The sequence below is a fragment of the Hymenobacter sp. APR13 genome, assembly GCF_000737515.1.
Taxonomy (GTDB): domain Bacteria; phylum Bacteroidota; class Bacteroidia; order Cytophagales; family Hymenobacteraceae; genus Hymenobacter.
In genome coordinates this window covers 1,515,068-1,540,540 of sequence record NZ_CP006587.1, presented here as the reverse complement: position 1 = coordinate 1,540,540, position 25,473 = coordinate 1,515,068, and the positions used below count along the sequence as shown (strand labels likewise).

General features: G+C 62.8%; 18 protein-coding genes. 9 read left to right on the top strand and 9 right to left on the bottom strand.

The window, feature by feature from the left end; translation table 11 throughout:
* Nucleotides 1-28: 28 nt before the first annotated feature.
* The 3 genes from pafA (at nucleotide 29) to N008_RS06445 (ending at nucleotide 3,382) form a co-directional block, all read left to right on the top strand.
* Nucleotides 29-1,663: an alkaline phosphatase PafA gene (gene pafA / locus N008_RS06455; protein ID WP_044014654.1), complete on the top strand. Its 1,635-nt coding sequence runs from the start codon at nucleotides 29-31 to the stop codon at nucleotides 1,661-1,663.
* 120 nt (nucleotides 1,664-1,783) lie between these two features.
* Nucleotides 1,784-2,365: an inorganic diphosphatase gene (locus N008_RS06450; protein ID WP_052381269.1), complete on the top strand. Its 582-nt coding sequence runs from the start codon at nucleotides 1,784-1,786 to the stop codon at nucleotides 2,363-2,365.
* 126 nt (nucleotides 2,366-2,491) lie between these two features.
* Entirely contained in the window at nucleotides 2,492-3,382 is an 891-nt protein-coding gene (locus N008_RS06445) for a hypothetical protein (RefSeq protein WP_044014652.1), read from the top strand.
* Nucleotides 3,383-3,459: 77 nt separating this feature from the next.
* Here N008_RS06445 and N008_RS06440 read toward each other — a convergent pair whose 3' ends face one another.
* Nucleotides 3,460-4,974, bottom strand: coding sequence for a bifunctional ADP-dependent NAD(P)H-hydrate dehydratase/NAD(P)H-hydrate epimerase (locus N008_RS06440; protein WP_044014650.1), 1,515 nt, complete (start codon nucleotides 4,972-4,974; stop codon nucleotides 3,460-3,462).
* Nucleotides 4,975-5,013: 39 nt separating this feature from the next.
* On the opposite strand from N008_RS06440, the gene N008_RS06435 reads away from it, so the two are divergent.
* The 5 genes from N008_RS06435 to sdaAA all read left to right on the top strand — a co-directional run bounded on the left by N008_RS06435 (nucleotide 5,014) and on the right by sdaAA (nucleotide 10,701).
* A complete protein-coding gene (locus tag N008_RS06435; RefSeq protein WP_156109045.1) occupies nucleotides 5,014-5,823 on the top strand; it encodes a M949_RS01915 family surface polysaccharide biosynthesis protein in 810 nt (269 codons plus the stop codon).
* A gap of 180 nt (nucleotides 5,824-6,003) precedes the next feature.
* Complete coding sequence (locus N008_RS06430) at nucleotides 6,004-7,143, top strand: hypothetical protein (RefSeq protein ID WP_044014646.1); 1,140 nt, start codon at nucleotides 6,004-6,006, stop codon at nucleotides 7,141-7,143.
* 93 nt (nucleotides 7,144-7,236) lie between these two features.
* Nucleotides 7,237-7,707 carry a peptide-methionine (R)-S-oxide reductase MsrB gene (msrB, locus tag N008_RS06425; protein ID WP_044014644.1) on the top strand — a complete coding sequence of 157 codons (471 nt, stop codon included), beginning with the start codon at nucleotides 7,237-7,239 and terminating at the stop codon, nucleotides 7,705-7,707.
* 85 nt (nucleotides 7,708-7,792) lie between these two features.
* Nucleotides 7,793-9,661, top strand: a complete 1,869-nt coding sequence (locus tag N008_RS06420; RefSeq protein ID WP_044014642.1) for a M48 family metalloprotease — start codon at nucleotides 7,793-7,795, stop codon at nucleotides 9,659-9,661.
* 137 nt (nucleotides 9,662-9,798) lie between these two features.
* Nucleotides 9,799-10,701 carry an L-serine ammonia-lyase, iron-sulfur-dependent, subunit alpha gene (gene sdaAA, locus N008_RS06415; RefSeq protein ID WP_044014640.1) on the top strand — a complete coding sequence of 301 codons (903 nt, stop codon included), beginning with the start codon at nucleotides 9,799-9,801 and terminating at the stop codon, nucleotides 10,699-10,701.
* A gap of 128 nt (nucleotides 10,702-10,829) precedes the next feature.
* Here sdaAA and N008_RS06410 read toward each other — a convergent pair whose 3' ends face one another.
* From N008_RS06410 to N008_RS06385, 6 genes are all read right to left on the bottom strand, one after another.
* Entirely contained in the window at nucleotides 10,830-16,958 is a 6,129-nt protein-coding gene (locus N008_RS06410; RefSeq protein WP_044014638.1) for a T9SS type A sorting domain-containing protein, read from the bottom strand.
* 418 nt (nucleotides 16,959-17,376) lie between these two features.
* Nucleotides 17,377-18,426, bottom strand: a complete 1,050-nt coding sequence (locus N008_RS06405) for a hypothetical protein (protein WP_052381268.1) — start codon at nucleotides 18,424-18,426, stop codon at nucleotides 17,377-17,379.
* 75 nt (nucleotides 18,427-18,501) lie between these two features.
* A complete protein-coding gene (locus tag N008_RS22295; RefSeq protein ID WP_071884493.1) occupies nucleotides 18,502-19,542 on the bottom strand; it encodes a HipA domain-containing protein in 1,041 nt (346 codons plus the stop codon).
* Entirely contained in the window at nucleotides 19,539-19,868 is a 330-nt protein-coding gene (locus tag N008_RS06395) for a HipA N-terminal domain-containing protein (protein ID WP_044014637.1), read from the bottom strand. Before N008_RS06395 ends, N008_RS22295 begins: the two co-directional genes overlap by 4 nt.
* On the bottom strand, nucleotides 19,865-20,080 hold the full coding sequence (locus N008_RS24240; protein WP_044014636.1) for a helix-turn-helix domain-containing protein: 216 nt from the start codon (nucleotides 20,078-20,080) through the stop codon (nucleotides 19,865-19,867). The genes N008_RS06395 and N008_RS24240 overlap by 4 nt, the downstream gene beginning before the upstream one ends.
* Nucleotides 20,081-20,176: 96 nt before the next feature.
* A complete protein-coding gene (locus N008_RS06385) occupies nucleotides 20,177-21,556 on the bottom strand; it encodes a LutB/LldF family L-lactate oxidation iron-sulfur protein (protein WP_044014634.1) in 1,380 nt (459 codons plus the stop codon).
* Nucleotides 21,557-21,603: 47 nt separating this feature from the next.
* Between N008_RS06385 and N008_RS06380 the strand changes: the two genes are divergently transcribed.
* Nucleotides 21,604-21,990, top strand: coding sequence for a hypothetical protein (locus tag N008_RS06380; RefSeq protein ID WP_044014632.1), 387 nt, complete (start codon nucleotides 21,604-21,606; stop codon nucleotides 21,988-21,990).
* Nucleotides 21,991-21,994: 4 nt separating this feature from the next.
* Here N008_RS06380 and N008_RS06375 read toward each other — a convergent pair whose 3' ends face one another.
* Both N008_RS06375 and N008_RS06370 read right to left on the bottom strand, forming a co-directional pair.
* Nucleotides 21,995-23,632, bottom strand: a complete 1,638-nt coding sequence (locus tag N008_RS06375) for a M28 family peptidase (protein WP_044014630.1) — start codon at nucleotides 23,630-23,632, stop codon at nucleotides 21,995-21,997.
* 109 nt (nucleotides 23,633-23,741) lie between these two features.
* Nucleotides 23,742-25,451: a M28 family peptidase gene (locus N008_RS06370; protein WP_052381266.1), complete on the bottom strand. Its 1,710-nt coding sequence runs from the start codon at nucleotides 25,449-25,451 to the stop codon at nucleotides 23,742-23,744.
* Nucleotides 25,452-25,473: the final 22 nt, after the last annotated feature.

Below are 25,473 nucleotides of genomic sequence, written 5' to 3'. Positions count from 1 at the left end.
GGTCTGCCTTCGGGCAAAAAAATCCGCCATGCTGGCCCGCCCCAAGCTGGTTGTGGGCATTGTGGTGGACCAGATGCGCTACGACTACCTCTACCGCTACTGGAGCAAGTACGGCAGCGGCGGCTTCCGGCGGCTGCTGGGCGAGGGATTCAGCTATGAAAACACCCACTACAACTACGTGCCCACCTACACCGGCCCAGGCCACGCCAGCATCTACACCGGCACCACGCCTTCGTTCCACGGCATCGTGGGCAACAACTGGTTTGAGCGCGAAACCGGCCGTGGCACCTACGTCACCGAAGACAAAACCGTGCAGCCGGTAGGCGGCACGGCCGCCGCCGGGCAGCAGAGCCCGCGCCACATGCTCACGAGCACCATCACTGACGAGCTGCGGCTGGCCACCAACTTCCAGAGCAAGGTAATCGGAGTCTGCATCAAAGACCGGGGCTCGATTCTGCCGGCCGGCCACGCCGCCAACGGCGCCTACTGGTACGACGGCGCCAACGGCGCCTTCATCACCAGCACCTTCTACCAGAACACCCTACCCGAGTGGGTAACGAAGTTCAACGCCGAAAACCGCGCCGCCCAGTACCTGGATAAGCCTTGGGAAACGCTGCTGCCCATCGGGCAGTACACCGAAAGCTCGCCCGATAATGTGGCCTGGGAGGCTACGTTTAAGGGCGAAGCCAGCCCGGTGTTTCCGCACAACCTGCCGCAGCTGAGCGGCGCGCTGCCCGCGCCGGTGCAGGGTGCCTTGAAGGCCGAAGGCGAAAAAACGGCTCCGGCCCGCAACCTCGACCTGATCCGGAGCACGCCGTTCGGCAACTCGCTCACCCTGGACTTTGCCCTGGAAGCCGTGCGCGCCGAGCAGCTGGGCCAGCGCGGCCAGACCGATTTCCTGGCCCTGAGCTTCAGCAGCACCGACTACGTGGGGCACCAGTTTGGGGTGAATGCCATTGAAACCGAAGACACCTACCTGCGTCTCGACCAGGATCTGGCCCGCCTGCTCGACTACCTCGACCGGACCGTGGGCAAGGGCCAGGCACTGGTGTTCCTGACGGCCGACCACGCCGCCGCCCATTCGCCCGGCTTCCTCGCCGACCACCACCTGCCCGGCGGCTCGGTGGGCCCGCGCCTGATGCAGGACTCCATCCAGCAGCAGCTGGTGCGCCGGCACGGCCCCGGCCAGTGGGTGCTCAGCTACGAAAACCAGCAGGTGTACCTCAACCGCCCGCTCATCGCCGGGAAGAAGCTGAACCTGCGTGTAGTGCAGGACGAAGTGGTGGACATTGCCAGCCAGCTGGCTGGCGTCAACCGCGCCATTACGGCCGACGACCTGCAGAAGTCGCACTGGGAAAGCGGCATGCTGATGTACCTGGAAAACGGCTTCTACCCCAAGCGCAGCGGCGACGTAATGGTAGTGCTGCAGCCAGGCTGGCTGGAGTCGTACAACTACCCCGTGAGCAAGGGCACCACCCACGGCTCGCTCAACAACTACGACACGCACGTGCCGCTGCTGTTCTGGGGCTGGCGCGTGAAACACGGCGAATCCAGCCACCCCGCCAAAATCACCGATATTGCGTCCACGCTGGCCAGTTGGCTCCACATTCAGGAGCCGAACGGCAACACCGGCACGCCTCTGCAGGCCGTGCTGGGCCGATAAAAGGGGATTTCGTTTCTGGTTGTTCTTCTTGCGGTTGCGTATAGCAGCCGGGAAATGACGCCAAGCCGAAACGTCCCCACAAATCACGAAAAACAAACAACGAATAACGAAAACCTGATAATGGCTCATTTTAATCCCTGGCACGATGTGGAGCGCGGCGACGACGCCCCAAACGTGGTAAACGGCATCATTGAAATCCCGAAAGGCTCCAAAGGCAAGTACGAGCTGGACAAAACCAGTGGCCTGCTGAAGCTGGACCGCGTGCTGTTCTCCGCCGTGCACTATCCGGCCGCCTACGGCTTTATCCCGAAAACCTACTGCGACGACAACGACCCGCTCGACATTCTGGTGCTGTGCTCGGTGGACATCGTGCCTATGTGCCTGGTGGAGGCCAAGGTTATCGGCGTAATGCAGATGATTGACGGCGACGAGGAAGACGACAAAATCATTGCCGTGGCCGCGCACGATATTTCCGTGAACCACTTCAACGACATTGCCGACCTGCCCCCGCACACGCTCAACGAAATGCAGCGCTTCTTCGAGGATTACAAAGCCTTGGAGCACAAGCACGTGAGCGTAGAGCGTTTCATGGGCCGCGAAGATGCCTACCGCATCATCGAGGAAAGCATCAAGCTCTACAACGAAACCTTCCCGAAAGGCAACCCGGCGGACGAGAAGGACGTGAAGGAAGCCCTGAGCTAGGCTTCAGCCTTTTTAATACAGGCTTATCAGCAGCCCCCGGTCGTCAGGTTCTGGCGCCGGGGGCTGTTGCGTTTAGGCCGGGATTGGCCGGGTGGGCGTATCTTGCCGTTTCCCTGACCACTTGTTATGTCCGTTGCGCGTGCAGTACCCGGGTTTCTGCTGACGGCTGGGCGGCGTCTGCTCGATGCCGTGCTCTATAGCAGCACCTGGCTTTCGGCGGCGGCGCTGGGGCTGATGTGGGCTACGTTTCTGTTTTGGCGGGTGCATATTCCGGGGCGGCTGGGGGTGCTCATCTTCGCGGCCACGCTGTGCCTCTACAACCTCGACAGCGTACTGCCCTACAAGCATAGCCAGCACCCGGGTGTGTCGGGTCGCAAGCGTTGGATGCGGCGCCACCGCTGGCTGCTGGCGGCCGTGGCCCTGGGGGCCGGGGCAGTGGCTGGTGTACTGTTTCTGGCCGATGACCGCCTGCGGCCACTTACCCCGTTTCTGGTGCACTTGGCCCTCATTTCGGGGCTCTATTCGCTGCCGCTGGTCAGGCGCCATGGCCGCTGGCGCGCCCTCCGCGACCTGCCGCTGCTTAAGGTGTTCCTGATTGCCTATGTGTGGGCAGGTGTCACCGTCTGGATTCCGGCCCTGTACCTGGGGAGGCCGTTGGCCGAGCCGGCGGTGCTGGCGCTGTTTGCCCGGCGCTTCCTGTTCGTGCTGGCGCTGGCGCTCGTGTTCGACATCCGCGACCATACCAAAGACCGACTGATGGGCACCCGCACGTTTCCGGGCGTACTAGGGGTGCCGGCCACCAAGTATCTGGCCTTGGCGGCGCTAGCGGCGGCCAATGCCTGGCCGCTACCCCAAGTAGGGGCCGGGCAGGCGCTGGTGCTGGCACTGCCTTCAGTGGCCGGGGCGGCGGTTATTTGGTACGCCCAAGAGTCGCGCCCCGACTACTACTTCGCCCTGCTCACCGACGGGGTGCTGCTACTGCAGTTTCTGGCAGTATTGGTATTGAGCATTGAGTAAAGAAGTAGTCGTAAAAATTTAGACAATCAGCCTATTGTTTGAATAAGGCTTCCCGCCACTTACTCCTAGCTCCCTGTTCAACTCTCCAGCTCGCGCAGTGCCGGCCCAATAAACTGCACCAAGTCGCCGGCAATCAAGCCTGCCTCACCGGATTGCTCGGCCGCCAGGTCGCCGGCGCGGCCGTGGGCGTACACGGCCAGCAGCGCTGCATCCAGGGGCGAGAGGCGCTGGTCGGCGCGCAGGGCCAGCAGCAGGCCAGTCAGTACGTCGCCGCTGCCGCCGGTGGCCATGCCGGGGTTGCCGGTGCTGTTGAAATACACCGGGCCGTCGGGAGTGCCCAGGGCAGTGTAGTCCCCCTTGAGCACGCAGTAGCAGCGGTACTCCTGGCAGAAGGCACGCAATTGGCCTAGGCGGTGGTAGTCGTCGCGGGCCGGCTCACCGGTCAGCCGCTCAAACTCCTTGGGGTGGGGGGTAAGGAGGGTGTCGGGCGGTAGTTTTTCTAACAACTCACGGTGCGTGCTCAGCAGGTTGAGCGCATCAGCATCCAAGACCAGGGCTTGCCGGCTTTCGGTCTGCTGAAATAGTAGCCGCAGCACCTCCGCCGTAGATTCCTCCTGGCCCAGACCTGGGCCCATTCCTATGGCCGCATAAGGCTTTAGCTCGGGCAACTCCGTCACGAAGTCGCGGCCCGGGTCGGGGAGGGCCATGGCTTCGGGCACGGACGTTTGCAGCACGGTATAGCCCACGCCCGGCGTTCGGACCGTAAGCAGGCCCACGCCGCCGCGCAGGCAGGCTCGGGCGGCTAGCACGGCCGCGCCCAGCTTGCCGTAGCTGCCAGCCAGCAGCAGCGCGTGCCCGAAAGTGCCTTTGTGCGAAAAACGCGCCCGCCGCGGCAGCCGGCCCGTCAGCACAGTGGCATCCACAAAATAATTATCCACAGGCGTGTTGTGGATAAAAGACTGGTCCAGCCCAATGGGCAATACTGTCCACTCACCCACAAATTCTGCATTGCGCGGCAGCAGAAACGCCAGTTTTGGTAGCTCGAAACTGAGCGTGTATCTGGCGCGCACCACCACCGAGCCAGTTGGGTTGGGCGAGTCGGAGAGCAGGCCCGAGGGTATATCCACAGCCACCACGGTAGCCTCCATCTGGTTCAGGTGCTGCACGACCTTAGCCGGCAGGCCTTCCAGCGGCCGCGTAAGCCCGGTCCCGAACAGGGCATCCAGCACAATGGCGCCCGTCGGCAGCGTCGGTAGCCGACGGGCGCTTAGCTCCTGGCAGCGGATGGTCTGGGGTAACTGCTGCTGGTTGTGCAGGAAGTCGGTCGAGTGCTTTTCGGCCGGCAGCAGCCAGACCTGCGGCGCGTAGCCGGCGGCGTGCAAGTGCCGCGCTACGGCCAGCCCGTCGCCTCCGTTGTTGCCGGGCCCGCACAGCACATGGATTTCGGTGCTGAAAGCCGGCTGCAGTTCGTCGAGCAGCCAGAGGGTGCAGGCCGTGGCCGCGCGCTCCATCAGCTCCAGGGAGGTAATGTCTTGCGCTTCAACGGTGGCTTGGTCGAGGGCGCGGGTCTGGGCGGCGGTGAGGAGTTTCATACAATGCCTATACTTACAACCGGCTTTCTCAGATACAGTATGCGTCAATTTCTCTGGCTGGCGGCGGTAGCGCTGGCAGCCTGCTCCTCCGATCCGGGCACCTCCGCTCCCGGCAGTAACACGGCACTCAGCCCGCCCGACTCAATTGGGCAACTGCCTGCCGCCACGTCGGCCGCGGCCTTTGATTCGGCTACAGTAGTCAGTCTGCCACCTGCGCAACTGCCAGCCGGCATACCTCGTGTGCCGGGCCAGGTGCTGGAGCTGAAGCAGTGGACGGATGCCAATGGCCGGAACCTGCTGGTTGTTGCGCGCACTGCGGCACGCACGGTGCCCGCCCGTGCAGATGACCCCAACGACACGAAGTCGGTGAGCCTGTACGCCCGCCAGTTTGTGCAGCGTGCCGGAGGCTGGCAGGAGCTCTGGCGGCTGCAGGATGCCGTGGAACGGTGTGCGTTCGATACCTGGCTGGGCCCGGTGCCCGGGGCCACGGCCATCACCGACCTGGATGCTGACGGCCAGACGGAAACCACCTTGCTGTATCGGCTAGTCTGCCGCAGCGACGTGAGCCCGGCCCAGCAAAAGCTGATCCTACGTGAAGGAGCCGCCAAGTACGCTCTGCGCGGCTATTCAGTGGTGCAGTACGACTCCGTACCGGCTGCCCAGCGGGTGCCAGCCATAGCCTGCTGCCTGGATACGATTCCGCCGGCCCGACTGGAGGCACACTATGAACTGCTGGACGGGCGCTATGAAACCGAACGGGAATTCAGGGCGGCCCCACCTGCTTTTCTGGCCTTCGCCCGCCGGCAGTGGCGACGCTGGTCGATAGAGGAAGAATTTGGGCAGCTGTGATTCAAGCACCCATCAATACGGAAACTCCCAAGGCATCTACGACCGATTGTCGCGCTTATCTATTCGACACGGCTTTTCCTTTTCCTATCACAAGTAAATCATTAACTGTTTCTGCCAATTATGATACAAAGGGTATTACTGCTGTTATTACTGCTGCTGTCCGGGCTTGCTGCCCCTGCAATGGCCCAGAATACGGAAGCCTACAAGTTCTCCGAGGTTATCAAACAGGAAAGCCAAAGCGGCAAGCCGGGCGCCAACCAGTACGCCGCCTGGGACTACTCCTACATCGGCGAGTATCTGCCGGGGTTGGCCTCCTATACCGGCTCGCTTCGGCGCTCCAAAACCCTTACGCCGGCCGACAGCCTGGCCTTTACGGCGCTGACGCCCACCGATGCCCGGCGCTACATCCTCTGCCGGGCGCGCACCGAGCAGATTATCATCATCAACGAGGCGCACCACGATTCCCGGCACCGCGTGTTTACGGCCTCGCTGCTGCCGGAGCTGGCGAAACTGGGGTTTCGCTACCTGGCTGCGGAAGCGTTGGACGAACAGGACACGCTGCTGCAGAAGCGAGGCTTCCCAGTGATGCAAACCGGCTTCTATACCAAGGAGCCGCAGTTCTGCAATCTGCTGCGGGTGGCGCAGCAGGCCCGCTACCAGCTGGTGCCCTACGACTATGGTTTCAGCCGGGAGGGAGAATGGGAAGAGCGCATAAAAGCCCGCGAAACGGCTCAGGCCCGCAATATTCAGCGCATTCTGCAGGCCGACCCTAAAGCGAAAATCGTGGTGCATTGCGGCTTCAGCCACGTGAATGAAGGGCCGAACGGCATGGGAGAGCAGCCGGCTATGGCCGCTTATCTGCGGCAGCTGACCGGCATCGACCCGTTCACCATCGACCAGACGGCCCTGTCGGAGTCCGGCACGCCTACCGGCGACCTGGCCCGCTACCGGCTGGCCCGCGCCGCGGGCAGCGCCGTATTCCTGGATGCCTCCCGCCAGCCCTACGCCGGAGCCGACCGCAACATGTCGGTGGATGTGAACGTGTTTCACCCGCGCACCACGTTTGCCGCCGGCCGGCCGGCGTGGCTGTTCACCGATGGGCGCCGGCCGGTGCCGATAACGCCGCCCATTACCGTTGGCTACCCCTGTCTGGTGCTGGCCTACGTGGCTTCGGAAGACATAGCCCAGGCCGTGCCCGCCGACGTGGTGGAACTGCAGGGGCCGCAGGACCGAAGGGCGCTGGCCCTGAGAAAGGGCCGCTACACCATCGTGGCGAAGGGCCGAGCCGGCCAGACGCAGACCTGGACGCTGGCAAAATAAGCTCCGGCCGGCGCTGATAAAACTTCCCGGCCCGCTGGTGCGTTTGCTATCCGGGCGGTTTTTTGCCCTATCTCCCGATCAACACTTCGCGCTATGCAAACCTGGAATGATGTCATCCGGCTGGCCAACCACGGCAGCCCCACCCCGCCCCGGCGGGTAGAGAAAACCGATGCTGATTGGCGGCAGCAGCTCACCGCCGAGCAGTACCACGTCACGCGGGAGCACGGCACCGAGCGCGCTTTCACCGGCGAATACTGCGAAGCCCACGAGGCCGGCCTCTACGCCTGCGTGTGCTGCGGCACCCCGCTCTACGACTCGCGCACCAAGTTCGAAAGCGGCACCGGCTGGCCCAGCTTCACGCAGCCCGTCGACGAAAGCGCCATCCGCTACAAGAAAGACACCAGCTACGGCATGACCCGCGTGGAAGTGCTCTGCAACGTCTGCGACGCCCACCAGGGCCACGTTTTCCCCGATGGCCCGGCGCCCGGCGGCCTGCGCCTGTGCATCAATTCGGCCAGCATCAAGCTGGTGAGTGAAGCCAAAGAATCAGCTCCGGCCGGATAGGATAATTGCCGCAGCCACCATAGTTTAGAGGCCGGGAAAAGGGTTGAAAAACCGCTTTTTCCGGCCTCTATTTATGTAGTGCTGTATGACTCGTGAACAATTTCTGGCCCGGCTGGGCCAGCTCAGCCCGTTGGCGGAAGCTGACCCGGCTGCTTACCGTCGGCGCGTGTGGCTGTGGGCGCTACTGGGCTACGGCTTCATCCTGTTGCTTCTGCTGGGCACTGTCGGGCTGATGGGGGCCGTGGCCGCCCTGGCCCTGTTCACCAAAGCCATTGGGCTCATCTGGAAAGTGCTGGTAGTGCTGGGTGTGTTTGCGTGGCGGGTGGTGCGCTCCTTGTGGGTGAAGTTTGAGGCACCGGAAGGATTGCCGCTCACGGCCACCGAAGCAGCCCCACTCCTGACATTGCTGGAGCAGCAGACGCAGACCCTGAAAGCCCCCCGGGTGCATCGGGTGCTGCTCACTTCCGACTTCAACGCCGCCGCGGTGCAGGTGCCCCGGCTGGGCATCTTTGGGTGGCCGCGCAACTATGTGCTGGTGGGGTTGCCGCTGCTGCAGGCCCTTTCGCCAACACAAGCTGCCGCGGTGGTGGGGCACGAACTTGGCCATTTGCGCGGAGGCCACGGCCGGTTTGGGGCGTGGATATACCGCGTGAGTCAGACCTGGAGCCAGCTGATCGAGCAGATGGAACAGCAGGCCGGCCGCACTATTTTCTCCCGTTTCACAACGTGGTACGTGCCGCGCTTCAATGCCTGGTCACACCCCGTGCGGCGCACCGACGAGTTTGCCGCCGATGCCGCCGCCGCGCAGCTCACCAGCCCGGCCGCCATTGCCGAAGCCCTCTGCGCCCTCGTCACCCGCGACGCCGCTCTTGATAAGTTGCACTGGGATGTGCTCACGGCTTCGCTGGCCGAGCGACCCACGCCGCCAAGTGACGCCATTAGCCGGCTGTTGCCGCTGGCCAAAACCAGCCGCCTGCCCGAAGCCGACGAGCAGAAGGCGCTGGCCAATGCCTACGAGGCCGACCCCGACTTATTCAGCACGCACCCCAGCTTAGGGGAAAGGCTGAATGCCTTGGGCGAAAAGCCCGGCGTGCCACCGTTGCCGGAAGTTTCCGCGGCCGAAGCCTGGCTGGGCAGCAGCCTACCACAGCTGGCGGCCCAACTGGATGCCGCCTGGGCGGCTGATCGGGCGGCCGTGTGGCAGGAGCGGCACGCCGTGTTGCAGCAGCAGCGCGTGCGCCTGCAGCAACTGCGCGACCAACAAGCCGCCGGCGAAACCCTACCCCCCGACCAGGCCTGGGAACTGGCCGATCTGACGGAAGACCACGTAGGGGCGGCGGAGTCGCTGCCGCTGTTTCAGGCATTGACTGACGATGCCACCTGGGGCACCGCCGCCCGCTTCTCGGTAGGCCGCATCCTGGTCAACCTCGACGATGCCGCCGGGCTGCCGTGGCTCACGGAGGCTATGGAGCGTGATCCAACGTATGTGGCTCCGGGTCTGGCCCTGCAGGAAGCCTACCACCAGCGCCTCGGCAACCGCGAAGAGGTGCGGCAGCTGGGGGCCAGCCAGTTGCGCCACGCCGATTTGCTGGATGAAGCCATGGCCGAACGCGCAACCATCACGCCGGCCGACCACCTATTGGCGCACGAGCTGACGGAAGCGCAACTGCAAGCTCTGAGAGGGGAAATAGCTACTCCTGAATACGGAATCGCGCAGGCCTGGCTGGTTCGCAAGCAGGTGCAGCACTTCGCCAACAAGCCGCTCTACGTATTGGTGGTGGCTCCCTTGCCTGAGAAAAAGCTGACCAAGCCAGAAGCTATTGCCCACTGGGTACAGGACCTGGCCGCCAAGCTGGTGATGCCTGGTGAAGGATTCGTAATAGGCGTTGGGAAAGAGTACCGTTGGCTGGAGAAGAAAGTCAAGGACATGGGAGCTGAAATAGAGATGAGGTGAGTTTTCGGCCGGCTTTTGCGTAGGTTCGTAGTCCAGATAAACCGGAAAGCTGCTGCACCATATAGCAGCTTTTTTGGTTTTAGCAGGGCGCTACACAAGCGCCCTATTGTCGCCCTACTCACCCAATTTCCACCCACATGTCGCTGCTTTTCACTGATTTCGCCTCCTGGCGTGCGCACTGTGCCGCCACCGGCGAGCCCCTCTACCAACCCGTGCTGGCCTACGAAATCGAGCAGAAAGGCCGCACGGAAGACCAGATCTGGGACGGCCTGCAACGGGCTTACGACGTGATGCGCGACGCCGTGCAAACCGGCCTCACCCAAGACATGACTTCCCGCTCGGGCATGATCAACAACGGCGCGAAGAAGATTGCGGCCTCGCCCGTTACGGTGCTGTCGCCGGAGTTCAAGCAGCTGGTCACGCGGGCTATGGGCGCCAAGGAGGTGAACTCCTGCATGGGCCGGGTGGTGGCCGCGCCCACCGCCGGGGCTTCGGGCATCCTGCCCGGCGTGCTCGTGACGCTGCAGGAGCTGCATAAGCTTTCCGACCGCCAGATTCTGGAAGGCCTGCTAGTGGCGGCCGGCGTGGCGCTCATCATCGAGCAGAACGCCTCGCTGGCCGGAGCCGTGGGCGGCTGCCAGGCCGAAACCGGTTCGGCCGCGGCCATGGGCAGCGGGGCCATCGTCTACTGCCTGGGCGGCACCGTCGATCAGACGTTTGCGGCCGTCGCCGTCACCATCCAGTGCATGCTGGGGCTGGTCTGCGACCCGGTGGCTGGGCTGGTGGAGGTACCTTGCGTGGTGCGCAACGCCTCGGCCGCCGCCATTGCCTTCAGCTCCGCCCAGATTGCCATTGCCGGCATCGACCCCGTCATTCCCGTAGACCAGTGCGTAGCGGCCCTCGGCGAAGTGGGCCAGAGCATGGAAACCCGCTACAAGGAAACCGCCCTCGGTGGCCTCGCCAACACCCCCCGCGGCCGCGAAATCGAGAAGATGGTACTGGTGCAGGACGTCCAGATTCTGCCCGACGAAGGAGAATAAGCAGTGAGTACTGAGTATCGAGCTTCTCAATACTCAATATTTACATCCAGCTACTCATCAGACGCTGACACAAAAAAGGGCCTTCCCAACTGGGAAGGCCCTTTTCGTTGCGTTTATAAGCCTCGGGCTTATTCCTTGGTGATGCGGCGCACATCAAGCCCACCCTCGGTGCGGGCACGCAGAATGTAGACGCCGGCCGGCAGCTGGCGCAGATCCAGCGTAGCGGTCTGCACGCCGGGCTGGCCCGACAGCGTACGCTCCAGCACCTGCTGGCCTACGGCGTTGTAGACACGCAGCTCCGTGGCTTTGGTGTAGCCACGCAGCTCCACGGTCAGGTTACCGTCGGGCGTAGGGTTGGGATACACGCTCAGGGCCGAGCCGGCCAGCGGCTTCACGCTGCTGTTGACGAGCAGCGGGGCCGAGGGCAGCGAGGCGCAGCCCGTGGTGGCGTTGGTCACCACTACCGTGTACTGGCCAAACTGTGCCGTAGTGTTCACCACGTACGTGGGGTTGGTAGCGCCGGGAATCAGCGTGCCGTTGAGGTACCACTGGTTGCCCGTAGCGCTGGAGCTGGTGAGCGTGGTGGTGGCCCCGTTGTACACCGGCGACACCGTAGGCTGGGCCGGACGGGCGTTGATGGTTACCGTGAAAGTAGCCGTGGTAGCAGCACAGGCGCCCGAAGCCGCCACCGTATTGGTCACAACGTAGGTGCCGGCCGTGGAAGTGCCTGGCGTGATAACGCCGGTGGTAGCGTTAATGATCAGGCCGGTAGGGGCGCTGAAGGTGCCAGCGGTAGCGCCGGTGGCCAGCGTTGGCGCGGCCGTGCCGGTAGCACCGGCGCAGTAGGCAGCATTAGCGTAGCTGAACGTAGCTACCGGAGCCGCCGTAATCGTCACGCTGAACGTGGCCGTAGCCGCGGCGCAACCGCCGGATGCCGCTACCGTGTTGGTCACGGTGTAGGTGCCGGGCGTGCTGGTGCTGGGCGTGATGGCGCCCGTGGTGGCATTGATGCTCAGGCCCGTAGTGGAGCTGAACGTGCCGGCCGCGGCACCCGTGGCCAGCGTAGCAGCGGCCGCAGTGGTCTGCGAGGCGCAGAAGCTGGTGGCTGCGTAGCTGAAGCCGGCCGTGGCCGGAGCCGTGATGGTCACGCTGAACGTAGCGGAAGCGGGGCAGGCGGTGCCGGCCGTGTACGTCACGGTGTACGTACCGGGCGTTGAGGACGTCAGGTTGATGGCGCCGGTGGCAGCGTCAAGGCTCAGGCCGGTAGGGGCGCTGAACGTGCCGCCGCTGGTGCCCGTCACGGTAGCTACCGGGTTGGTACCGCTCTGGCAGAACGTAGCAGCGCTGTAGCTGAAGGCAGCCGAGGCGGCCGGCGTAATCGTAACCGACTGCGTGGCCGATATTGCCGGGCAGGCGCCCGAGGCGGCAACAGCGTAGGTCACGGTGTAGGTGCCGGGCGTGCTGGACGAAGGCGTGATGGCGCCCGTGGTGGCGTCAATGGTCAGGCCGGTAGGGGCGCTGAACGTGCCGCCCGTAGTTGCACCGCTGGCCAGCGTGGCGGCCACCGGAGCAGTGGAGCTGGCGCAGATGGTTCCGGCAGGGTACGAGAAGGCCACCGTGCGCGGCGTGCTCACGATGCTCAGCGGCGTAGCCAGGGTGTTGTTGGGGGCGTTTTCGTCGCCGGTTACGGCCACCGTGGCCGTCAGCGAGTACGTACCAGCGGCCGACAGGTCGGCGGTGCCAACTGGCACTACCAGTGAGGCTCCGGGAGCCAGCGTGCCGGTGTTCACCGTGGCCGTCAGGGTCTGGGGCGTGGTGCCGCCCGTTACGGTAGCCGTGATGGTGGCCGGCGTAACGGCGAAGTCCAGCGCGGTAGCAGCGTTGTTGCGGATCGTGACGGACACGGCCTCCGTGGCCGAGTAGCAGCCGGCGCCGGCTGTAGGGCCGGTAAGAGCGGCCGTGGCCAGGTCGAGCAGCGCGAATTCGTCGGCTCCGATGTCGGGCGTGTTAGCTGCGCGGGTCTCGCCATCGAAGTCCACCGTTATACCTGCTACGGGTACGCCGGCGTTGTTGAGGGCCGCGCTGATGCTGTGCAGATCCGTAGCCGAGACAAACTGCGGATCGGCAGTTTTCGAGGTGGCCGGATTGTCCTGGCCGGTTTCGGTGTTGAGGTCAGCCAGCGTGGTGCGGGCAATACCTGCCGGCACCAGGCCGCCGGTCTGGCCTACCAAGAAGGCAGCGCCGGAACCCACAAAGAAGTTGTTGTTGGAAGACGTCAGGCCCGCGTAGGCACCGGTGCTGCTGCTGTAAGCCAAGCCCAGGGCCACGCTTTTGCCGGTGCCCGTGGTCTGGGTGATGGCCAGTACGTTGTTGCGGATGTCAACGGTAGGCGTGGTGCCGCCCACGGCCAGCGCGAAGTTGGGCTGGTTGCCGCCGGTCTGGGTGCCGCTCATGTTCACCGAGTTGAACACTACCCGGGTGGTCGAGCCGGTGCCGCCGCCCAGGAAAATGCTCGCCCCGAAGTCGCCGGCCGTGCCGTTCGACGAAACGCCGGCCACCATGTTGTTGCTGATAACCGACGTGCCCGACGTGGCCGCGGCCAGCGCAATGCCGGCGGCCGAGTAGGTGTTGGTCTGCTGCACAGTGCCCACATAGTTGCGGTCAATGGTGGCGTTGGTTACCTCGTTGCCGGCATACACGTTGTTGGTGATGCCGGTGAAGCCCAGGTTGATGCCCCACACGTCGGCGCTAGCCGCTGAGTTGATGCCATCCACCCGGTTCTGCGTCACCTGAATACCGTCCTCGAACAGGCCGGTGATGCCGTAGCGCCCGATGGCACCGGTACCCGTCACGGTCATGTCGTTCTGGGTGATGATGGTGCCGGTGTTTTTCACGGTAGCGCTGGGTCCTACCGAGTAGATACCGAAGGTCGCGCCCGATACCGCATTGTTCTGCACCACGTTGTTGGCGTTGCCGACGGTGTTGGTGGTGGCGGAGAGCATCAGAATGCCGGCCTGCGCCGTAGCGCCGCCGCTGCCGCTCACCGTCAGGTTGCGGAACGTGTTATTGGAGGCGTTATCGGCACCGGAGTTGGGTACCGTCAGCACGATGCCATTGCTGGTGACGGCCGTGCTGGTGTTGCTCAGCGTCCAGTTGCGGCTGGGGCGTGGGTCGGTGCCGGAAATGGTGCCGCCGCTGTTGCCGTCAAGTATTACGTAGTCGGCGCCTACCAGCGCAATCAGCGCCGTGGCGTTGCTGCCCGTCAGGCTGGCCGAGAGGCCGGCTACGGGTTTGATGGTGAGCGTGTTGGTGGCCGAAGCCGTAGTGTTGTTGGATATCAGAATCGGGAACGTCTCCGCCGGGCCGTAGCTGGCATCCAGCAGCAGGAACGTCACGGGGCCGGCCAGCAGGTTGTTGTTGTAGGCCTGCGTGGCCGCCGTCAGGGTAGCGTAGGTACGGGCGGGGTCAGGCGAAGTGCCCGTGCCCACATAGTAGGTGCCGCTGAGCTGGCCCTGAATCAGGAACTGATACACGCTGGTTGGCGCCGTAGTGAACGTGCCGCCCGCAGGGTTGCTGCTCACATTAGCGTTGGTGCTGGCATCCTGCGCCACCACGTAGTACTGAATGGCATCGAAGCCCGAGACACCGCCCACTAGGGCAAAGTCGAACGTGAACGTGTACACGTCGCCGCTCACGCTGCTGGCTGTCACGCTCTGGAACGCGCCGCTGTTGCCTTTGCGGAAAAACAGCCGCGGGGCGTTGGCACCGGTGGCAATCCCGCTGGCATCCACAATCGTGACGGACAGAGTCCGGTTGGCAGTGCTGGTCGTGTTGCTGAGGGGAGTCAGGGTGATAATCGGCACGCTCATGTCAAGCGGCACAAAGGTGCCCTCGTCGGCCCCGATATCGGGTAGCGTCCCACGGGTTTCGCCGTCGTAGTCCACGGTCAGGCCGCTGATGGGAGCAGCGGCGCTTTCCGCCTGCGTGGGCACGGAAGGACTCAGATGCAGGAAGCCCGCAGCCGTTCCGGTGGTGCTCACAAACGTCGGGTTTTCCGTCAGCGAGTTCTGCTCGCGCGCGGCCACGTAGGCGCGGTAGGCGGCCAGCGTCTGCTGCGGGTTGGCCAGGGTGGTCGTGCCCTCGGCGTAAATCAGGTTGGCAGCACCGGGCGTGCCGGCGTAGTAGACGTTGTTGTTGGTGGTGCCGGCCAGGCTGCTGCCCGGTGCGGCCGTGTAGCGCAGTGCCACCGTAGCGCCGCCCGTGCTGCCCGGCGTGGAGTTGTTCACCACCAGGTTGTTGCGCAGGTCAACTACCGGCAATACCGACGCCGCGTAGATGCCCGACGTGCCAAAAGTGGCCGAGGACGACACCGCCGCCAGATACAGCGTGTTGTAGTACAGGTTGACGTTGGTGCCGCTATTGATGAACACCCCACTCACGGCATTCACGCCGCTGGAAGTCGGGGCCGTCAGGTCGCCGATCAGGTTGTTGCTGGCCGTAATGGCCGAGCCGGTGCTCAGAAACAGGCCATACACCGTGCCAGCCGTAGCGGCGGCAGAGAGGCCGTAGATCTTGTTGCGCGAAATGCTCACCGAGTTGCCGGCAATCGACTGGATGCCGTACACCGTGCCGCCTACCGCCAGACTCAGGTTGCCGATGACGTTCTGGCTGATGAGCTTGGTGGTGGTGCTGGCCGGGTTGGTCAGAATGCCATTAATGGCCGAAGTCGACGAGGACGTGCTGCCCTCCACCGAAAGGTTGGTGATGACGTTGTTGGTCACCGTTTCGGAAGGCGGCGAGCTGAAGTTGTAGTACCCGTTCAGGGTGGCGCTGCTCGTGCCGCTCGATACAATGCGGTTGTTGCTGATCGTGTTGCCCGAGGCCGTAACGGCCGCCATGCCCGCGCTGATGCAGAACATGGTGCCGCTGATGCTGGCCGTCGAGCCGCCCTTGGTATTGCCGCTGAGCTGGTTGTTGAGGATGTTGAGCGTCGTGGGGCCGCTGCCCGATATCAGGTAGAACGCTCCCGTGCCCGGCACCGTGTTGTTGCTGACGGTATTGCCCGAGATATTGACCGTGCCCGCTGTGGCTGAGTTATACAGGCCGTAGAAAATGCCGCTCGTGGCCGTGGCGTAGGTGCAGCCCGTCACGGTATTGCCCGTGATGTTGATGGTGTTGGTCGTGCCCGTCGCTCCGACGCCGCTCTCGATGCCCGACATCTGCGACGTGGTGGCGCCGCTTGCCAGGGTCACGGTGTTGTTGAGGAAGTCGAGGCTGGCGGCGGCGCCGGCATTGCCATAGATGCCGCGCAGCGTGCTCGTGACGGTGGAAGCCGCAACCGGCGTCGAGGCCGTGGCCGAGGTGTAGTTAAGCGTGCTGTTGACCAGGTTGTTGGCTACTTTGTAGCCGTTCTGGTAGTTGCCGCCAATGCCCCAGCCCGAAGCCGAGCCGCCGAAGTTGCCGACGGTGTTGCCGGCCGCCGCGCCAGCGGGCGTCAGGCCCACCTGGTTGTTCTGGTCGAAGTTGGCCAGCGGCGTAGTGGCACTGCCTGCCGCGAAGTCAATGCCTTTCAGTGCATTGCTTACCACGTTGCCGTACACCAAGTTGTTGGAGTTGGCGCCGGCTGGGCTAGTAGCCGGTATTGCCGTAGAACTGGCCGTACCCGAAGCCAACCCCGCAATGCCGATGGTAGCGGCATTGGTCTTGTTGAGTGTCACCACGCAGTTGCGGATGATGTTGTTCTGGCAGCCATCTGTAGCCGAAGCCCGAAACAGCCCGTAGCCAAACTCCATCTGCGTGGTTGTGGTGGTGTTGGCGGCGCTTTCCGCTACGTCGAGGCCGTCAAACGTAACGTAGTCGGCTCCCGAAAGCCGGATGATGCCATCGGTGGTGGTGCTGGCCCCGGCGCCGGCCGTAATGAGCGGATTGGCCCCGGTCCCGGCTTTCTGGAATACGATTGGGTTGGCCGCCGTGCCGCTCGCTGTCAGGGTGAGGTTGGCGGCGGTTTCGGTGTAGCCCGCCGCAATGTTGATGGTGACCCCGCCCACCGGCACGCCGTTGCTATTGAGGTCGGTGATGGCCGCCGCCAGGGTGGCATAGTCACCCGGCAGGGTGCGCACCGTCTGGGCCTGGGCAGCCGTGGCTCCCAGCAGGCCCAGCAAGGCCAGCAGTGGCAGGCGCCGCTGCCAGCGGCCGGGTTGCAGCCCCGGGGCGGGGTGGGTCCCGTCGGTGGCTGCTACTAGTAAAGATGTAGGCATAGAAAAGAAAAAGGGGGGTAAAAAAAGAGAAAGTAAAACGGATGTGCAGGTTTGCTAGCCGCCCGGCCCAGTAAGCCAAGGCGTTCGGCATGTGTTCAGCAAGCCGATATGGCTACCAGCTTTTGGAAATGGCAAAGCGCGTGGGCAATCAGGAAACGGGCCGCATGAGGGTCAGAGGAAGGCGAAAACACAATAAAGTATTTTCTGAATATTAATAGGATAAATACAGTATGAGCGGCGTAAAGTACAGGTTTAGCGTCACTATGCAATAGCGTTTTTTCGACTACAACTACCTGACAGGCTGCCGTAAAATATAAAGCGGCCCTGGCGTATGCCGGGGCCGCTCTGCAGCAATGAAAATGGGGCCAAAGGGGCTGTTTACGGAAGCCTCGCAACAGCCGCCGGTTTCCACTATATCCTATAGGTCCTTTACCGCAGGAGCCATGGTGATGCGGCCCAGAAACTCTAGAGCCGTGGTGTAGCGGCTCCTCAGCTCATGGTAATGCTGCCAAGCCTCGTCGCGGCTGGCCCGCAGGGAGAGGCCACTTTCTTCCAGCTTCGCATAGGCCTCGTTGAAGGTAGTGCGGGCTGGGTCGTCCAGCGGGTCACTATCGGGCAGCAGCTCGCTGGGCTCCGTATGAATATCGTCGTTGAAAAAGCGAAAGATCCGGTTGATCGACAGGCAGCCGGCCTTGAAGGTCAGCTCGGCCTGCTGGTCGTGGGGACCGTTTGTGGTGCTGAACAGCAGGGCCGCCGAATCCAGAATCAGCGCCGCTGTAGTCACCCAGGAGCGGCCGGGCTGCGGCGAGCGGAAAAACGACAGAATCGGCAGCGACGTGTGGCTTTCCTCCAGCTCCATAAACCAGCCTTCCCAAGCTTCCCACTGGGCCGTATCGGGCGCTTTCACGTCGCGGCGGTGCAGCCACAGCAGCAGGGCGCTGGCAGTGGGTGGGGCCCCGGCCCGCAGCTCCACCCTCGACACCACCAGCTCGCGACGCGAAAAGGCCTGGTAAATGGTGGGCAGGTAGGAGATGAGCAGCGTGAGCAGCAACAAGCCCAGCGTGGCCTCGGCAAACGTGAAAACGGTGACGATGGGGCCGCGCGTTTTGTGGGTGCCCAGCGTGAGCAGGGAGCTGCCGCTGAGCTGAAAACAGTCCAGCCAGTCGCCCTCGTTCATGCCCCAATAGATGCCGGTGAATCCAACGGCCACCACCGCTAGCCACACCACCGGCAGCGCCACCAGCGCCACGGGCGCGTAGTGGGCCTGCACCCGGTCGCGCCCGCTGAAGGTTTTGTGCCGGGAGGCGGCTAGGTCGAACACCGTGCGCAGGGCCCGGAACACGTACGCATTGAGCTGCACCACCTCGTTGCGCGGCAGCACAAACGAGCGGATAGCGGCTGAGAGCGTGAGAATGACCAGAAGCACACCAGCCGCAAAAGCCAGCGCGTGCAGCGCGTAATAGAGCATAAAACAGCAAAACCGCCACCCAGGCGGGCGGCGGTTGTTGTACTGTGTTGTGTGTGATAGGGTTGGCGGGGGAGCCTAAGCCGGGGCCGGTGAGTAGCGCAGCCGCTGCCGACGGTCGGCCACCACCGCCGCGTACCGAACCTTCAGCTCCTCCGGCAAAAACGACCGGTCGATGAGCTGCTGCACTTGTGCTTCGTGGCCAGTGATGTCAACGAGCAGTTTGCGCACGCGGGAGAGAGGCAGGCCCAGGCGCCGGCCCAGCTCCAGGAAGTCGGGGTAAGTGTAGAAGCCCAGGACATTAAAATCCGGCGGGTCAGTTGTGGGGTCAGCAAAAAGCGGCACGGCCGTATCCGATTCGTATGGAAAGTGCAGCTTAGTGCAAAGTAGATCGTAGGCTGGTGTCAGATGGTACGCTTCGTCAGTGGGCGTACGGCGCAGGGAGAAGTTCTTGAGGTGCGCGTCGCCGTTGCCTATCAGGTAATTGAAAAGCAGCAACTGAAAAAACGCGCTTAGCTCCGGTAGATAGGTGGCAGGTAGCAACTGTTTAATCAGGAGGCCCATTCCCTCATAGCTAAATTCATATTTGTAATTGGGGCCGTGCTGCCGCTCGGTGCGGCCTGCCAGCTGAGCAAAGTCTTCTTGCAGCAAGCGGCGACCATCTGGCATTACATCGAAGCGGCGAGTAATGTAGACGGGCTGCCCAGTGGCAAACTGCAGAACCGCACAGGCCGCGGTCGGTAACCGAAATACCTGACGAGCTAACTGCATGGTCAGATGCTCGTTAGCCGGAGTGATTTCTGGATAGAAGTCAAGTCGAGGAATGGTTTTAAGAATGTATTGTCCACCTGTTGCGGTTAGCTCCAACTCGCTTGACTCAGCTGCCATGCGAACAGAAAACTTCTCCTGCACTCCTGAAATCGACATCCGTCGCGTCAACTCACGGTAGCGCAGGGCATCTTCAGGCGTTGCTTGCCTAGGTGGAGAGAACAAGAGATGAGCGGTGACAGATCGTCCATCAAACAGTTCTTGCCTGCATTTCGGGCAAAAATTCCCTTCCTGTTTTGTAAGCCGCCGATAACAACCAGCACAGACAATCTGCTTTCTGGCAACACTCATACCGCTGGGATTTCACGAATGGTTACGGCGCCAATCGTCTCTGAGTATGCTGTTTTGACCAAGCGCAGCATATCATCCTGTTCATCTATTTTCAATTCCCGACACTGAATATCCTTAGCCACTCCCTCCGCCAACAATCCGAAAAAGAAGCTAAATAACACAGGCGATACGAAAGCCCCTTCCCGTTTCGGAAGAGTCAGGCTGATAGGTGGCAGGCTGCTGCTCACATAGTCAGCAGTATAGCGAAAAGAAAATTGAGACTCTGAGCGCCTTAAAATGCCGGCCAGTTGCTCATTGTAGTATACTTCGGCTACGAGTGGCTTCATTGTTTGCGCCGGATAATAAGTTGCAGGCCTAATGCGTCTAGCAACTGATTGAGCTGTTTGAATGTAGGATTGGCTTGTCCAGCTTCCAGCAACTTGACAGAACGCAATGAGACAGCCGCAACTTCGGCTAGTTCCATTTGCGTCATACCTAGCAACTGTCTCTGCTGGCGAACCTCTTCGGCTAACTCGGATATATTCAAAAGCAGGTGCATTATAATTCTCTTTTTGCCTTTTAAAGATACGAAAATTAAATAATATCAATAAAAGGGGTATTGTAATGCACCATAATTCCTTTCATCTGTAAGCAATTACCCCCGCGCCTTCCACATCTTCCGGAACGACTGCGGGGCCACTTCCAGGGCGTCGCGGCGCTTGCTCCAGCCTACCTGGCTAAGCAGGCGCAGCAGCACCCAGTTTTTGGCGCGGGCCGGCAGCAGGTCCAGCAGGCGGCGGTTTTTCATGGCCAGCAGCCACAGCCGGATGGCCGTGCGCTCTTCCTTGTCGGTGAGGTTTTCGCGCACGGCCTGCTGGCGGTTTTGCAGCAGCAGGTTATGAATCGGAATCTTGACGGGGCACACCGAGGTGCAGGCGCCGCACAAACTGCTGGCGTAGCTCAGGTGCTTGTTGTCGGCCATGCCGGCCAGGTGCGGGCTGATAACCGAGCCGATGGGGCCGGAGTAGGTGGTTTCGTAGGTGTGGCCGCCGATGTTCTTGTACACCGGGCAGATGTTGAGGCAGGCTCCGCACCGGATGCAGTGCAGCGCCTCGCGCTGGGCGGGCTGGGCCAGCAGGTTGGTGCGGCCGTTGTCGAGCAGCACCACAATCATTTCGTCGGGGCCATCTTTTTCCAGCGGCTGGCGCGGGCCGGTGTAGATGGTATTGTACACCGTCACCTGCTGGCCGGTGCCGCTGGTGCTGAGCAGGGGCCAGAACAACGCCAGGTCCTCCAGCTTCGGAATCACCTTCTCGATGCCCACAACGGCAATGTGGGTGCGCGGAAACGTGGCCGACAGGCGGGCGTTGCCTTCGTTTTCGGTTACGGCCACGGCGCCGGTATCCGCAATCAGGAAGTTGCCGCCCGTGATGCCCACTTCGGCCGAGGTGTACTTGTTGCGCAGCAGGTGCCGGGCCGTGAGCACCAGCTTCTGGGCGTCGTCGGTGTACTCGATGCCGAGGTGCTTGACGAAGATGTCGGCAATATCGAGCTTGCTCAGGTGCATGGCCGGCGTCACGATGTGGTAGGGCCGCTCGCCGTTCAGCTGCACGATGAACTCGCCCAGGTCCGTCTCCACCGACTCGATGCCGTTCTGCTCCAGGAAGTGGTTGAGGTGGATTTCCTCGGTGGTCATGCTCTTGGCCTTCACCACCGTGCGGGCGTGGCGCCGGCTCATGATCTTGCCGATTTCGCGCAGGGCCTCGTCGGCATCCCGCGCCCAAATCACTTTGCCGCCGCGGGCCGTGAAGTTGCGCTCAAACTCCAGCAGGTACTCGTCGAGGTGGTTGATGGCCTGCGCCTTCAGGTACGACGCCCGCTCGCGGGCCAGCTCATGGTCGTGGTAGAAGCCCAACCCGGTGGTCACGGCCGCGTTGTACTTCCCGATATTGAAGCGGATTTTGCGGCGGTGCTCCAGGTCGAAGGCCTTGTTCTCGCTGTCGAGCTGAAACTGACTGGATTTCGTGGCTATCATGGCGGTACGCTGAAATTACTCCTGCAAATTACTCAATCAACCCCGGCATGGCCCCAACGTCTTTCCCGAACCCGCTGCCGACCGGCGGCTTCCCGGTGCCCATCGACCGGATCGACAGCGCCTTCCGGCTGCTGGGGTTTCTGCCCGGCTACTCCCACAACGACCTCACGTGCCGGCTGGTACTGCACGAAACGCACTGGGAAATCAAGATACTGACCACGCAGCAGCATTCCTACCCGGCTATAAAGCAAGTGGATTTCAAGCCCGAAAGTTTCTGGAGTGGCGCGCGGGTGCTGCTCAGCGTGCAGCCCGACCACCTCGAATACACAATAAAACCCTCGTCCGGGGCAGTTGCCAGAGCCTTGCTCCGGTTCTGCCTCGAACGAGGGCTACCACTGACGCCGGCCGCCCGCCAGCAGGCGCTGGCCGGGTAGGGCGCTACTTCTGCTTTGGGTTTAGCGCCACGCGCTGGTCGCGGTTGGCCAACTCCCAGGCAGTATGGAACACCAGCCGGGCCCGGGCTGCCAGCTGTTCGAACTCTATTTTCTCCACGTCGTCGGTGGGCTTGTGGTAGTCGGGGTGCAGGCCGCTGGTGTAGGCCATGGCGGGCACGCCGTAGCGCGCAAAGCTGAACTGGTCGGAGCGGTAGTACAGCTGGTCGGCCGATTTGGCGGCGTTGTAGGTGTAGTCGAGGGCGAGGCGGCTGCTTTGGGCATTGGCGGCTTCACTGACCTGATGCAGCTCGGTGCTGAGGCGGTCGGAGCCCACCAGGTACACGTAGGGGCCCTTGCCAGCGTGGCGCTTGTCGGTGCGGCCCAGCATAGCCAGGTTGAGGTTGGCCACCGTCTGGGCCAGTGGTACGGCCGGGTGAGCGGTGTAGTACTCCGAGCCCAGCATGCCGTTTTCCTCGGCTGCTGTCAGCAGAAACAGCACGCTGCGCCGGGGGCCCGCGCCGGCGGCTTTGGCTTCCTGAAAGGCCCGGGCCATGGCCAGCACCGCACTCACGCCCGACGCATCCTCGTCGGCCCCGTTGAAAATGGTGTCGTGGCGCATGCCGATGTGGTCGTAGTGGGCGGAGATGACTATCACTTCGTCTTTCTTGTCAGTGCCTTCGAGAAAGCCCAGCACGTTTTCGGTGGCCAGCTCCTGCCGGCGCTCCGGCAGCAGCACCCGAAACGGCACCACCTGAAAATCGGCGGCTACGGGCTTGCTTTGCTTGTAGCACTCGGTTTCATAGCGGCGCAGCACGGCCTCAGAGGTGCCCAGTAGCGCCGTGCCCAGCGGTCCGTCGGTGATGAACGTGCTGATGTAGGCGGGCTGGAAGTCAGTCATCAGCTCGGCAGGAGTTGGCGAGAGTACCGGCGTGGCCAGTCCGTAGCTCGGGGCGGCCAGGTAGCCCAGCATGGGCCGGGCCAGCTTCTGAAACGAGTTGGGCGTGGCGTAGGTCACGACGGTTAGGCTGCGGGCGCCCAGCTCGCGGGCCATGTAGGCCTTGCGCAGCACCTCCGACCACTCGCTGGGCTGCTTGGAGCCCGAAAACAGGTAGCGCCCCAAGCCATTGCTGGGCTCACCCTGCAGCACTACCACGTCTTTGCCGCGCACGTCGGGCTGGCCGCTGTAGTCGTGATAGTAGCTGGTTTCGATGCCGAAGCCCCGGAATACCGCCTCGGCCGGAATGGTGCCCTCCGGAAACGTAGACGAGCCGAAGCGCACGAAATGCTGTAGCCCGTCGAACTTCTGGCTGCCCACTTCCACCCAGCCCGGCGCCGTGGGCACGGTTTCCACAAGCCGGAAGGGCTGCAGATAGGGAGTGGGGCCCGTGCCCGCCGGAGCCTGCAGCCCCAGCTGCCTGAACTGTTCGGCCAAGTAAGCGGCCGCCTTTTTCTGGCCCGGCTGGCCGGTGCCGCGGCCCTGGTACGCATCCGATGCCAGCTCCGCAAGGTGGCGGCGCAGCTCGGTAGGGGTGATGCCGGCGTCGGCAAACCGGGCGGCCGGCGCGGCCCCGGCGGCCACCTGGGCCCGCGCCGGCGCCAGCGCGGCCAGCAGCACACCCAACAGGAATACAAATTTTTGCATGAGGTAAAATATCGGCTATACGAAACGGAGTCAACCTGAAAACGGCGTATTCCGGCGGGCTTCCGACAGGAAAACCAGCTGAAATACGCCGTTCAGAATGCGGATAACGTTATTTCTTGTTGGAGTCTACCACAATCCGCGTGTCGCGGCTGGCCAGTTCCCAGGCTGAGTGGAACACGAGGCGGGCCCGTTTCTCCATCTTCGGAAACTCGATTTTCTCTACTTCATCGCCGGCGCCATGATAGTCGTCGTGCACGCCGTTGAAGAAGAACGCCACCGGAATCTTGTGCTTGGCGAAGTTATAGTGGTCGGAGCGGTAGTAGAAGCGGTTGGGATCTTCGGGGTCGTTGAAGCGGAAGTCCAGGTCCATCTTCACGTACTGCGCGTTGGCGTTGAGCACGATTTCGTGCAGCTCCGACGAGAGCTTGTCGGAGCCGATAACGTACACGTAGTCGCCTTTGCCTTCGTGCTCCTTGTCGGTGCGGCCCACCATGTCGGTGTTCAGGTCGGCCACGGTCTGGGCCAGCGGGAACACGGGGTGGTCGGTGTAGTACTCCGAGCCCAGCAAACCTTTTTCCTCACCCGTGACGGCCAGAAACAGGATGCTGCGGCGCGGGCCGTGGCCTTCGGCTTTGGCCTTCATGAAGGCCTGGGCCATTTCCAGCACCGTCACGGTGCCGGAGCCGTCATCGTCAGCGCCGTTGTTTACTTCGCCGTTGATGATGCCGATGTGGTCGTAGTGAGCCGACAGCACCAGCACTTCGTCTTTCTTATCGGTGCCTTCGAGGTAGCCCAGCACGTTTTCGGTGGTAAAATCCTCGCGCTTCTTGGGGGCCGTGATGGTGAACTTCACCGGCTTGAACGGGCTGGCAACGGGCTTGCCGGCTTTGCCGGTGGCGTCCATGTACTTGGTTACGGCCGCGGCGTTGGAGCCCAACAGCTGGTAGCCCAGCTTCGGCGACAAAAAGAACGCCGCGCGGCGGCCATCGGGCTTGGCATCCTTGAACGAGATGCTGGGCCGGCGCAAGTACGGCATCATGCGCGGTACCAGCTTGTCGAAGTTGTTGTTGGGGTCGAAGCTGACGAAGAACACGCTGCGGGCGCCTTTCTCGGCGGCCATAGCGGCTTTGGCGCGGTAGTCGTTGCCCCACTTGCTGGGGGCGCCGTCTTTGCCCAGCACGGGCTTGCCGTCGGGGCCGGTGGGCTCGCCCAGCAGAATCAGCACGTCCTTGCCCTGCACATCCTTGCCGGTGTAGTCGGAGTAGCCGTCCTGCTCGATGCCGTAGCCCAGAAATACCGGCTGCACGCTGGTAGCCTGCTGAAACGGCGAGTTGCCCATGGCGTAGAAATCCGTCAGCCACTTGTAGGTCTGGGTGCCGGCCTTGATGGTGGCGGTTTCCTCCCAGGTGCTGCGCTCCATCGTGAAGTGCTGCAGATACGGGTTGTCGGAGCCCGTGACGGGGCCGGCCAGGCCCAGCTTCTTGAACTCGGTGCTGAGGTAGTCAGCGGCCATTTTCTGGCCTTTCTCGCCGGTTTCGCGGCCTTCGTAGGCATCAGAGGCCAGCACGGTCAGGTGCTGGCGCAGGTCTTCCTGCGTGATGGTGGCGGCGTAGGTGCCGGCCCACTCGGTGGGCTTGTCGGTAGCCAGGGTGGGCGTCGTCAGCACGGCGCCGTCGGTGGGCTGCACTACCGCCGGAGCCTCGGTTTTGGCCCCGCGCTTTTTCTTGACTTTGAGTTTCTCGGGGGCCTGCTGGGCTACTGCCGAAACGGTAGCGCCTACCAGCAGCAGCCCGGCGAGGAAAGAGGAGGAGGTGGACATAGAAAGTCGGTTTAGACGACAG